General features: G+C 40.0%; 10 protein-coding genes. All 10 read right to left on the reverse strand.

All coding sequences use genetic code 11. From position 1 onward, the window contains the following. Positions 1 to 47 precede the first annotated feature (47 nt). The 10 genes from GSQ84_RS02435 to GSQ84_RS02480 all read right to left on the reverse strand — a co-directional run bounded on the left by GSQ84_RS02435 (position 48) and on the right by GSQ84_RS02480 (position 11902). Complete coding sequence (locus tag GSQ84_RS02435; RefSeq protein ID WP_158795661.1) at positions 48 to 458, reverse strand: hypothetical protein; 411 nt, start codon at positions 456 to 458, stop codon at positions 48 to 50. A gap of 154 nt (positions 459 to 612) precedes the next feature. Continuing rightward, positions 613 to 936 (reverse strand): hypothetical protein, encoded by a 324-nt coding sequence (locus GSQ84_RS02440; protein WP_158795662.1) that lies wholly within the window; start codon positions 934 to 936, stop codon positions 613 to 615. Beyond that, complete coding sequence (locus GSQ84_RS02445) at positions 933 to 2345, reverse strand: TolC family protein (RefSeq protein WP_158795663.1); 1413 nt, start codon at positions 2343 to 2345, stop codon at positions 933 to 935. The genes GSQ84_RS02440 and GSQ84_RS02445 overlap by 4 nt, the downstream gene beginning before the upstream one ends. After that, positions 2332 to 5517 carry an efflux RND transporter permease subunit gene (locus tag GSQ84_RS02450; RefSeq protein WP_158795664.1) on the reverse strand — a complete coding sequence of 1062 codons (3186 nt, stop codon included), beginning with the start codon at positions 5515 to 5517 and terminating at the stop codon, positions 2332 to 2334. Before GSQ84_RS02450 ends, GSQ84_RS02445 begins: the two co-directional genes overlap by 14 nt. A gap of 12 nt (positions 5518 to 5529) precedes the next feature. Further along, a complete protein-coding gene (locus tag GSQ84_RS02455) occupies positions 5530 to 6663 on the reverse strand; it encodes an efflux RND transporter periplasmic adaptor subunit (protein ID WP_158795665.1) in 1134 nt (377 codons plus the stop codon). A 211-nt stretch (positions 6664 to 6874) separates the two neighbouring features. Beyond that, entirely contained in the window at positions 6875 to 7474 is a 600-nt protein-coding gene (locus tag GSQ84_RS02460; RefSeq protein ID WP_158795666.1) for a TetR/AcrR family transcriptional regulator, read from the reverse strand. A 204-nt stretch (positions 7475 to 7678) separates the two neighbouring features. Next, positions 7679 to 8689, reverse strand: a complete 1011-nt coding sequence (locus tag GSQ84_RS02465) for a chitinase (RefSeq protein ID WP_158795667.1) — start codon at positions 8687 to 8689, stop codon at positions 7679 to 7681. A 507-nt stretch (positions 8690 to 9196) separates the two neighbouring features. Continuing rightward, positions 9197 to 10036 (reverse strand): class I SAM-dependent methyltransferase, encoded by an 840-nt coding sequence (locus GSQ84_RS02470; RefSeq protein WP_158795668.1) that lies wholly within the window; start codon positions 10034 to 10036, stop codon positions 9197 to 9199. A gap of 206 nt (positions 10037 to 10242) precedes the next feature. Then, positions 10243 to 11409 carry a mannonate dehydratase gene (gene uxuA / locus GSQ84_RS02475; RefSeq protein WP_158795669.1) on the reverse strand — a complete coding sequence of 389 codons (1167 nt, stop codon included), beginning with the start codon at positions 11407 to 11409 and terminating at the stop codon, positions 10243 to 10245. Between the two features lie 31 nt (positions 11410 to 11440). Continuing rightward, complete coding sequence (locus GSQ84_RS02480) at positions 11441 to 11902, reverse strand: DUF6702 family protein (RefSeq protein WP_158795670.1); 462 nt, start codon at positions 11900 to 11902, stop codon at positions 11441 to 11443. Between the last annotated feature and the right edge of the window lie 52 nt (positions 11903 to 11954).

The following is an 11954-nucleotide window of genomic DNA, read 5'->3' on the forward strand; positions in this document are numbered from 1 at the left end:
GCTAAATTAAGCAATTGGATAGACAAATGGTTCATCTGTCCCTCAGCTTATGGCTGTCCCGGCGTAGTGGTAATCACGCTATCCACTACAAATTTACTTACACCTCTCCAAGGAAGGGTGTGCAGGTACTCTTTATAATGCAGTTCCAGACTTAAGCCGGCACTTTTATTCAGCCTGTCTGTCACTTTCTGGTCCTGTACGGAAAACATAAATTCATTGGAAGCAACGGTACCACCAGTTTGCGAGCGGATACCACTCTGGATCAAACGTCCTTCATTCGTTTTAAAAACGTAACCTTTTTTAACAAAATAGTTCAGTTGTCCGGCTTTAACCCCTTCCCCAAAAACGAAATAATAACGGTAGTAAAAGAATCCTGCCAGCAGGAGGATAATGACCACAAAGATGATGGGCCCGATATTACTTTTTGATTTAGTTTTTGTAGTACTATAATTTTCCATTGAAGAGGTTTTTCATTAATAAATTAAATGTATTTACCGGTTAAGATACTACCACGATCATTTTCATTGTTTTTGAAAGTGGTATGCCCCCCGGATTTCCTGTTCAATATCCAATAATTATTCCACAATTATCTATTCTTTGTGAATATTGCCCTTATAACAACACCTCGCAGAGATAACCTTGCTGTTGCAGCAGGGTAACTATTTCGTCACGACTGCTTTCTACGCAAATTGCCCTTAATACTTTATCCACATCTTCCAGATCAATAGTCCAGTTATTTGCGCCAATCAGTTCATTTAACTGAATAAATAAAGGCGACTGATCAGAATATTCTTCAACAGATGTCCTGAAAACCAGTACAGTTTTCGATTCTTTTTCTGTCCTGAAATCCCACGGTTTAAGGGCTTCTGCGGATTGTGCAGAAGCCCTAACATAATTAATTACCCCAGTCCAGAAGCTATGGGTTTGGTTTTTCATTTCCAGCCCCCGCCTAAGGCTCTGTACAATTCAACCTCAGCATTCAGCTGATCAGTTTTAATGGTAGCCAGATCAAGTTCACTTTGCAAAGCATTACTTTGCGCAGTAATCACTTCCAGGTAGTTTGCCATTCCGCTTTTGAATAACAGATTTGCATTATTCAAACCCAGTTTAACTACACCAACCCTTGTATTAGCTATGGTATATTGTTGTTTTAATTTCTCAATTTTAATCAGTTGATCGGACACGTCTCCAACAGCAGTTAAGACTGACTGTTTGAATTGGATCACCGTTTTATCACGGTCTACCAGCGCCAGTTCATACTGTGTTCTCATCTCTTTATGCTGGAAGATAGGCTGGGTAATTCCGCCGGCAACCATACCGAACAGAGAACCCGGCAAGTTGAACCAGTTTTTAAACACATAAGAATCTACACCACCAGCGGCACTGATCACAAATGAAGGGTAAAGACTTGCTTTGGCAATGCCTACTTTGGCATTGGCTTTAACCAGTTCCAGCTCGGCGCTTTTCACATCAGGTCTTAAGCTGACCATGGCAGCAGGGAAACCTGTTGACAAATTATCCTGATCCTGCAATGAACCCAACAAACCAGCCCTTGCAATAGATTTAGGGAAAGCACCGGTAAGAATACTCAATGCATTTTCCTGCAGGCCAATCATCTGTTCCAATTGCGGAACCAATCCGGCAGCTACCAGCTCCTGGGCTTCTGCCTGCTGGATAGCCAGGGAAGTTGTTTGTCCGGCATCAAATTGCAACTTGATAATGGTTAGTGTGCTATCATTCAGGGAAAGGTTTTTCTTTGCTATATCCAACTGAGTATCCAGCATAATAAGGTTGTAAAATCCTTCTGCAACATTAGCTACCAAACGTGTCTGCACTGCTTTTTTCGCTTCTGCAGATTGTAGAAAGGAAGCGCCGGCTTCTCTTCTCTGGTTACCTATCTTATTCCAGATATCGGCTTCCCAGCTTAATCCTACAGTTGCATTGTAATCCTCGATGTGTTTTGCCGTAGAATACTGGGCAAGGCTCAATCCATTCAAACTGTTATCAGAATAACGGTTAGTGCTTGCATTTACCTGTAAATTGACAGTTGGAACATTGCCTAACTTAGCTTGTTTAAATACCAGCGACGCTGACTCTATATTTTTTACTGCGATCTGTATATCATAATTATTGATCACAGCGGTATCGATCAGGTCCCTGATTGCTTTTTCCTTAAAGAACTCTTTGTAAGGAAGGCTGGCGATACTCAGGCTATCCGTAGCCGTACTGTTCCTGAATTGTTCAGGAGCAGCATGGGTAGGCTTTGGAATATCCTTCGAAACTTTACATGCACCCGCAGCAAGCAGTACTAAAAGCACGATATATATATTTTTATACGATTTCATATTCTTTGGGGGTATTTTCAATTTCAATTGTTTGTTCGGGTACACCAGAAACTTTTTCCTGCAGGAACTGGAAGATCACAAATAATACAGGGATAATAAACAGTCCCAGGATAACTCCGGTGATCATACCTCCGGCAGCACCAATACTAATGGAGTGGTTACCCAAAGCAGATGGACCAGTTGCCCTCATCATTGGGGTAAGACCTGCTACGAAAGCCAGCGATGTCATAATAATCGGACGCAGCCTTAATTGTGCAGCTTCCAACGCGGCTTCAACCAGCGTCTTCCCGGATTTTCTATGCTGCACGGCAAATTCTACAATCAGAATCGCATTCTTAGCGAGCAAACCAATCAGCATGACCAGTGCAACCTGTACATAAATGTTATTTTCAATTCCTGTTAAACCAATGGCAGCAAAAACACCGAACACACCAGTAGGAATAGATAAGATAACAGCAAATGGCAGGATATAACTTTCATATTGTGCAGAAAGCAGGAAGTAAACAAATACCAGACATAAACTGAAAATAACTACAGACTGTCCGCCGGAAGTAATTTCCTCCCTTGTCAAACCTGAATACTCATAGGAATATCCTGTTGGCAATTGTTTTGCAGCTACTTCATCTACAGCCCTGATCGCATCTCCGGAGCTAAACCCAGGTTTAGGAATCGCGTTGATCTCGATAGAGTTAAACAGGTTATAACGGGAAACCGTTTCTGTACCATATACACGTTTCAGTTTGATCAGTGTATTGATCGGTACATTTTCGCCATTTCTATTTTTAACAAATACTCCATCCATAGAAGAAGGATCGGCACGATCAACCACATCGGCCTGAACCATTACCCTGTAGTATTTACCAAATCGGTTAAAGTCTGAAGCCTGTGCACTACCAAAATAAGCCTGCATAGTAGATAACAACTCTTTGGTAGAAACGCCTAACTGTTCTACTTTAGCTTCATCCACTTCCATTTGCAGCTGTGGATAATCTGCTCTAAACGTTGTAAAGGCAACGGCTATTTCAGGGCGTTTCATCAGCTCGCCAATAAAATTATTGGATATACCGCTGAACTTATTCAGGTCGCCACCTGTTCTATCCTGAAGTACAAAATCCAATCCATCCACGTTACTGAAACCAGGAACGGTAGGGAAAGTGAAGACGAAGAAATTGGCACCTTTTATTGAAGCCAGTTTACCTCTAACAATATTCATAATGGCAGTGATATCCTTTACATCTCCTCTTTCCTTTGTAGGTTTTAGCAGAATAAACATCGCACCTGCAGAAGGGCCGCTGGATTGTGTAAGTAAATTGAAACCAGATAATCCATTATATATTTTAGTAAACGCTAAGGGCCTGATTAAGTCTTCAGACTGTTTTACTACTGCAGTAGTTCTCTCTAATGACGCACCTGCAGGCATAGACAAGGAAATAGCAATAAAGCCCTGATCTTCTGAAGGAATAAATCCTGTAGGTGTTCTTTTCACCATCCAAACGGTGGCCAAAATCACTACAACTAAACCAGCAATACCTATCCATTTGGTTTTGATCAGGAATTTCACACTGTTTACATACCTGTTTGTCAGGGAAGTAAAACCGGTGTTAAAGCCAATAAAGAAACGCTCTTTAAAGCTCTTTTTAACCACCTCGCCAGCATGACCATGAGCCATATGTACATTCTTCAGGAACAAGGCACATAAGGCAGGACTCAGCGTTAATGCATTTACTGCAGAAATTACAATTGCAATAGCCAGTGTAAAGGCAAACTGTCTGTAGAACATACCAGTTGATCCTTCCATAAAACCAACGGGAAGGAACACGGCGCTCATCACCAGTGTAATGGAAATAATTGCCCCTGTTATCTCATGCATGGCCGATGCCGTAGCTAATTTTGGAGGAAGGTGTTCATGTTCCATCTTGGCATGCACTGCCTCCACTACCACAATCGCATCATCCACCACAATACCGATGGCCAGTACCAGCGCGAACAGCGTTAATAAGTTAATAGAGAAACCAAAGATGGACATGAAAAAGAACGTTCCTAAAATCGCTACCGGAACTGCAATAGCAGGAATCAGTGTAGATCGGAAATCCTGTAAAAAGATAAATACAACAATAAACACCAGGATAAAGGCCTCGATCAGAGTATGTATAACCTGATCAATGGACTGATCCAGGGATACCTTGGTATTGTATAAATTTACTACGTGTATGCCTTTTGGAAAGTCTTTCTGGGCTTTTTTAATGAATTTATCGATCGCGATCTGGATATCATTTGAATTGGATCCGCTCAATTGCTGAATCGCGATATTTAATCCTGTTTTACCGTCAATACGGGTAAGACTGGAATAAGTATAAGCACCAAATTCAACCCTCGCTACATCTTTCAATCGGAGGAATGAACCATCAGGATTGGAACGAATGATAATATTCTCATACTGCTCTGGTTTGGTCAGCTTTCCTTTATATTTTAATACATATTGGAAAGCCACTTTGCTGCTTTCACCAAACATACCCGGTGCTGCTTCAAGATTTTTATCTTTAATGGCTGCTGTAACATCATCAGGTGTTAAATTATAAGTTGCCATTTGCGCTGGCTTCAGCCATACGCGCATCGAATAATCTTTACTACCACCAAAAATTACGGCTGCACCTACCCCTTGTATCCTTTTAATCTCAGGGATTAAATTGATCTGGGCATAGTTGTCCATAAAAGTCTGATCATACTTTTTTTCGTCATCAGTAAACATACTGAGTACCATGATCAAACTGTTCTGCTGTTTAGCAGTGGTTACCCCTGCTTGTACTACCTCTGTAGGTAACTGACTGGTAGCTTGTGATACACGGTTTTGTACATTCACCGCTGCCAAATCCGGATTTGTTCCCAGTTTGAAATACACCGTAATGGTGAGGGACCCGTCATTACTTGCAGTAGAGCTCATGTACGTCATGTTCTCTACCCCGTTAATAGACTCTTCTAAAGAAGGCGCTACTGAACGAAGTACAGTTTCAGCATTTGCACCAGGATAAAGTGCCGTAACCTGAACGGCGGGGGGCGCAATATCAGGGAATTGCTGTAAGGGTAGCCTGGTCATTCCCAGGATACCGAGTATTACCAACAGAATGGAAATTACTGTTGCTAATACAGGTCTTTCTATAAATCTTTTAAACATGATTGTTATGAATTATCTTTTTGCAGTTTTAACTGGTTCTTCTTTTAATTTTTCAGGTTTAATGACATCACCATCTTTAAGTTTATCGATACCTTCATAAACTATTCTGTCGCCTGATTTCAATCCGTCTTTTACCAGGTAATTTTCTCCGCTGGTACCCTGGATGGCAATAGGTTGTCTGCTCACTTTATTCGAATCTCCAACCAGGAACACGAACATTTTATCCTGTACTTCCACTGTTGAAGATTGTGGGATCAAAATAGCATCCGGGTGTTGCAGGCTTAATCTGATTTTACCAGTATTTCCTGAGCGCAAAAGACCTTGTTTGTTTGCAAATGTAGCTCTCAGAGAAATGGAACCTGTTTGTTTATCAAATTGTCCGTCAACCATATCTACCTTGCCTTGCTCTCCGTAAACACTGTTATCTGCTAAAACTAATGATACACCCGGCAGTTTCTTTAATCTTTCTGCGGTAGTACTTCCAGGATATTTGGCATTAAAGGCCACAAAATCATCTTCACCTAAAGAAAAGTAAACATGTACTTCATGTGAATCAGAAAGTGTTGTTAGTGCAACTGCATCGGTTGGAGAAATAATACTTCCTTGTTTTTTAGGCAGTCTACCAACATTACCCGCTACAGGAGCCTTAATTAAAGTATAACCGAGGTTGATTTCTGCAGCAGCCACTGCTGCTTTTGCCTGTTCAACACCTGCCTGTGTAGACTGGTAGGTTGCTGTAGCAGTTTTTAATTGAAATTCTGAAACTACCTTGTTTTTAACCAAAGGAGTTAATTTATCTACTTCTATCTGAGCATTGATGACCGCTGCCTGAGCTACATGTAATAAAGCTTTCGCATTATTTAATGCTTCTCTGAAGGGGCGTTCATTGATCTTGAACAAAGGTTGTCCCTTTTGTACCTGGGCACCTTCGTTTACCAGAATCTGATCTAAGATCCCGGAAACTTGCGGGCGTATTTCCAGATCAACTGTTCCCTGAATTGAAGCTGGATAATCTGTATAAGTTGTTTCTGAACTATTTTGTAAAGATATAACCTGAAGAGATTGAGGTTCAGGTGCGGGAGCCTGAGCCTGATTGCCGGCACACCCGGCAAATAGTATCGCCATTAGTAAAATTGAAGTTCTCATAACGTTTGTCGACTGATTTAACTTGTAAATAAAAGGGGTATATATATTAGTGATTATGTGATGCATGAATTGATGTTTTAACATGTAAATGATTTAACAGCGTTAGCTGTTTAGAGAAAAAAAACGTGACACTTTGAGAGGCTTTCTTCCTGGTACTGAAAGAAATGGTGTATAGATAATTTAACAGCGTTAAGTATTCCATAAAAAAATATTAGTCGTTTATTGCTTTAATAATTCCATTGATCGCATCTTTTAAAATATGCTGATTCATTTCGTCGTTGGTGCCTTTTCTTACCAGGTTGATAGAGATCAGGCCGTGGATAATAGACCAGAAGGTAAAATACTTCCGGCAGATAATTTCTTCACTGGGGTTTGGATCTGTCATAATTGCCGCGATAGCGTCATAAGTCAGCTTTCTTGCAGCTTCGGCTTCGGGCTGGCTTTTCACCATTTCACAACAGATCATGTCTACACCAAACATCAGCTGATAAAATTCTTTATGGGTAAATGCGAAATCCCAATAAGCCATCCAGATTGCAGCAAGCTGTTCTTCCGGAGTTATACATTTAGCTATCGCTTCTTTGAAATCATTTAGCAGCAACACATTCCCCCTGCGGGTAAGCTCCAGCAAAATGCCCTCTTTATTGGCAAAATACTCGTATATAATAGGTGCTGTATATTCAATTTTATCTGCGATCTTACGCATACTCAGCGCCTGCCATCCATCTTCTTTTACGATTTGCAAGGCTGCTTCAATAATATTGATCCTAGTTTCTTCTTTAAGTCTTTGAATTCTCTCTTTGCTACCCATGGTAAACTTCTCCTGTGTAAATTAATCTAACAGTGTTAGACAAATGTATAACTAGTTTTCTGTATCTCTATCAGCCGATTGTAAAAACGCATCGAACAATATCATTACATTTTTAACGCAAATGATATAAATAACTTATTATCGGTAATTTAAAACAGATAACCTAACTGATATGGATGTTTTTTTTATATCGAATAAATGAGATTAAGATGAAAAAGGCATCATTTTCCCGCATGAGCACGTACCACTTTTATCCTCAATGCTAAAAAGCTTCAGGAAATAATTGTAAAACCCAATCCGGTCCTTCATCGCCATCTGTCCTTCGCCTTTATTACATTCTATTGCACCGTTAATAATATTGATCGTCATTCCAAATCCTGGCTGATAGCCAGATTTCAATTCTGCGGCAGAAGGTTTCCATACACCAGTAATCACATCGTGTGCTGATGGCTTCTGCCCTTGTGGTGTCATCCAGAAATATAAAGCTGTTTTAAAAGCCAAGACAGGATCTGTACTTACCTGCTCCGGGTTATTTAACAAAATATCCTTGTTCCCCAGGATACAGGTAGACGCAAATCCATAATTTCCGTTATAACTTAACTGTAAAGGACCACGTCCATAATAACTGGCACCTTTTACTGCCGGATAAATCTTATTAAGAATCACGTAAGAAGAACTGGTATCTATCTCTTGTTTTAACATCAGGCCATCATTATATTGGTGATCTGTTCCGTTACGGGTTTCATGGGCTATCTGTGCGAAAAAAGCAGCGGCCTCTTTTTTATCCAACGTCCTGTTTTTGTCACCACAAAAGTTGTCATAATCTAAATCAACCACAGTGTATTCCTGCTTTTTCGCCCAATCCTGATCCCAGTCATCATCCTGTCTTACTATAGTTGATACACCGCTTAATTTATCAATTCTGGTAATTTTATAGATCCACTGCCCCCGTTTTTCAATTTTCACTTCAACATTACCCATTTCATCGATCGCTTTTTTAAGAGCAGCATAGGTAAAAAATTGACTGTGCTGTGGAAAAAACTGATTAAAGTCTTTTTCTGAAAAAAATGAAAGTAAGGATGTTGCAGGTTTTTGATGGATGGGTTGCTTGCAGCCAAGCCCTGAGAGCGCCGCCATCATAGTCAGTATAACCAACATGCCAGTTTTAAAAGTTTTACCTCTCTTATTATATCTGATACCCGACAGTATTTCCATGCTACAACTACTCACAATAAATGTGCCCGCTGTAATAATTTCACATAGTTTAACGTTTATTTGCGATAACAGGAACAGATCAAAGAATACTTTTTGAAAGATTACAATCCAATTTACGAAGGAAACGGGAGCCCGGAGATTGTAAAAACTTTAGAAAGCTGCTAGAGAAACATACCGTGAGCGGAGCCAGAAAAAAAAATAATTTCTGTGTTCAGGAATATGCAGATGCCCAGCGCTTGCATCCTGACTACCTGTGCAATGTGATCGAAAGTAAAACACATTAAGCAATTGGTACCTGAATCAAAGAAAAAACCATTGCAGAAGCCAAATCATTACTACAAAATTCGTCTTCCTCTGTCAAAGAAATAGCTTATCTGCTGGGCTTTACCAAATCGGCATATTTTAGTAGCTATTTCAAAAACATACGGATATGTCACCTGTTTGATGTAGAAAAAACATCGTACAGCTATCTCTTCGCCATTAAGCTGAACAATAGCTGCATCCTGACTATTTTTCAAAAATCAATATATCCTGAAAGAAAATACCCGGTTCTTCTTTCCAGTTGCCTGGATAATACTGATTCAGTTTCAAACCTGAATTTTTTATTAGGATTTCCATTCCTTCTGGTGTAACACCAATCACATCTTCAGGAACTTTAGCCTGTTTTGTAGTCATCCAGTTTTTGGAATCATACGCATTTACATCAAAGATCCATTCGTTTTGAGGGGTGCTATGAAACCTTCCGTGCGCATCACTTCTTTTTACCAGCGATTCTTCATAGTCGTCATTTAAAAAGAAAAAAGTAACAATTGCTTTTCCGCCTTTTTTTAACACCCTATGGATCTCCTTCAGATAAAAAGTAGCATCAACTTCATTCATATGTGTCCATACAGAAAGTGCTACAACCAAGTCCCGCGACTCATTTGCAATAGGCCATGGTTTTAACAAAGAAGACTGATCATTTGCATAAGTAGCATTGGCAACATCCAAATGAATAAAATCATAATTACTCATTTTGAAATGGCTTTTGCAAAAGTTGATATCCTCCTGCATCACATCAATTCCCGTGTAGGTTCCACCTTCTCCTACGAAAGGTTCTGAAGATATTCCCAGTAATCCGGTACCGCAGCCAATGTCCAAGATTTTATTCCCGGTTTTGTTTTCCAGAGCCTGGTAGATGATGGTTTGAAATATACCAATCACATGTGCCCACTCTGCATAGGACATTTTTCCGCCCCTTCTATTTTCAAAACTGGGTATTAAACGTATGTTTCTAGTTCTTTTTATATGTCCTTTATCTGTATCCCGAAAAATTTCATCGATCAGTGGAAACGGGGTTTTGTTCATAATGGCAAAATAAAACAATTATTTCTTTGAAAAAAATCAGGGACTTCATTTGCCTTCTTTTATTTTGGTTTTCCACTACTTTGTTACACATTGATTAAAAAGAGATTATAATGTCATTGATTTCAATCATTATTAACTCAAACAAGATCAAATTTTATGTGTCTTATCCTCCTATAGCTAAACAGCCAAAGCTGACCGCCATCTTTTTAAATCATCTTAAGTAAGGCATGCTCCACGCCCCGTATTTCAGCCAGGCCTTTCAGGCGCCCGATACCAGAATATCCGGGGTTAACCTTTTTCTTCAGGTCGTCCAGCATTCTGTGCCCATGATCCGGACGCATAGGAATACTTAGTTTTCTTTCCTGCTGAATTTCAACCAGCTTCCTGATTACCCCAAACATATCTACATCACCTTCCAGGTGGTTGTCTTCAAAAAAGTCACCAAATTCGTTTCTTCTGGTACTTCTCAAATGAACAAAGTTCACTCTTTCCTTAAACTGTTCGAGAATAGCAACCAGATCATTATCTGCTCTTACGCCCAATGAACCCGTACAATAACACAATCCGTTAGCCAGGGAAGGTACAGTTGTAAAAAGTCTCTCTAATTGTTCAGCGGTACTGATGATTCTTGGCAAGCCAAATATGGCGCAGGGAGGGTCGTCCGGATGAATCACCATTTTTATTCCATGTGCTTCCGATACCGGGATCACCTCTTGCAGAAAAGCAACTAAATGCTGGAAGAGCCGTTCTTCATCAATACCGGCATAAAAACCGAGTGTAGTGAGAAAATCTGCCAGCCCAAAACTTTCTTCGCTGCCTGGTAGTCCGGCAATAATATTACGCTCAATTTTAAATTTTTCTTCTTCATTCAGACCCTTGAAATATAACGTTCCGCGTTCCAGTTCCGCGGGCGTATAATCCGCTTCAGCTTTCTCCCTTTTGAGTATAAAAACATCAAAAGCTACCAGGGCCGCTTTGCTGAACAACAAGGCTTCCGCACCATTTGGCAATTTATAATCGAGATGTGTCCTGGTCCAGTCCAGCACAGGCATAAAGTTATACGTAACGGTGTTAATGCCGCAGCTGGCCAGATGGGCAAGGGATAATTTATAGTTCTCGATATATTCCTGGTAATTTCCTTTTCTTACTTTAATGTCTTCATGGACGGGTAAACTTTCTACCACAGACCATACCAAACCAGCATCATGGATCAACTGCTGGTGCGCACTGATATCCTCCACCGACCAAACCCTGCCGTTTGAAATATGATGCAATGCTGAAACAACACCGCTGCAGCCTGCCTGTAAAATATCTGCTAAGCTAACCGGATCATTCGGCCCGTACCAGCGCATCGTCTGTATCATTTTAAACATGGTTTATTTATTAAATACTAACAATTCTATTTTAATAAGAAAAGACTAAAGTTTTATCGGGAGAGCCGAGTTTGGAGCTCTTTTGAGCATCTTTATAAGTCATATGAAAGATATTGGTCTGATCATCAAAAAGATCATACAAAACAGTACTGGTGACTTCTAATTTACTGATATACGTTACCTTGGCAGATTCCATGTAGATCACAATTGCTTCCTTATCGTTTTCAAATCCGATATAAGTTAGCGGCAGTGGTTTTCCATTAACACCCAATGTAAAATGGGTACTCATGTATTTATGGATCAGGGCATCCATTTCATTGTGCCTGGCCCCGGACGAAAGATCGGCCTTAACTTTATATTTCTTGCCAATCAGCTGTTCAAAATCGTCAATAAATACCCTGCAGCCCACTTCTATCGTTCCACTTTTAAAATTATAATTTAATTCTGAAGAGCTGAGATGCAACGGATGTTTGTCCCTTTTTTCATACGCCAAAAGATCGGCTGGTTTAAAAAAACAACAGATTACGTAACAAATTAATAGAGAT

Source organism: Pedobacter sp. L105, from assembly GCF_009765875.1.
Classification (GTDB): Bacteria; Bacteroidota; Bacteroidia; order Sphingobacteriales; family Sphingobacteriaceae; genus Pedobacter.

Excerpts from the sequence above, each read along its gene's own strand:
- GSQ84_RS02435 (WP_158795661.1), bottom strand. The coding sequence starts at position 458 with ATGGAAAATTATAGTACTACAAAAACTAAATCAAAAAGTAATATCGGG.
- GSQ84_RS02440 (WP_158795662.1), bottom strand. The coding sequence starts at position 936 with ATGAAAAACCAAACCCATAGCTTCTGGACTGGGGTAATTAATTATGTT.
- GSQ84_RS02445 (WP_158795663.1), bottom strand. The coding sequence starts at position 2,345 with ATGAAATCGTATAAAAATATATATATCGTGCTTTTAGTACTGCTTGCT.
- GSQ84_RS02450 (WP_158795664.1), bottom strand. The coding sequence starts at position 5,517 with ATGTTTAAAAGATTTATAGAAAGACCTGTATTAGCAACAGTAATTTCC.
- GSQ84_RS02455 (WP_158795665.1), bottom strand. The coding sequence starts at position 6,663 with ATGAGAACTTCAATTTTACTAATGGCGATACTATTTGCCGGGTGTGCC.
- GSQ84_RS02460 (WP_158795666.1), bottom strand. The coding sequence starts at position 7,474 with ATGGGTAGCAAAGAGAGAATTCAAAGACTTAAAGAAGAAACTAGGATC.
- GSQ84_RS02465 (WP_158795667.1), bottom strand. The coding sequence starts at position 8,689 with ATGGAAATACTGTCGGGTATCAGATATAATAAGAGAGGTAAAACTTTT.
- GSQ84_RS02470 (WP_158795668.1), bottom strand. The coding sequence starts at position 10,036 with ATGAACAAAACCCCGTTTCCACTGATCGATGAAATTTTTCGGGATACA.
- uxuA (WP_158795669.1), bottom strand. The coding sequence starts at position 11,409 with ATGTTTAAAATGATACAGACGATGCGCTGGTACGGGCCGAATGATCCG.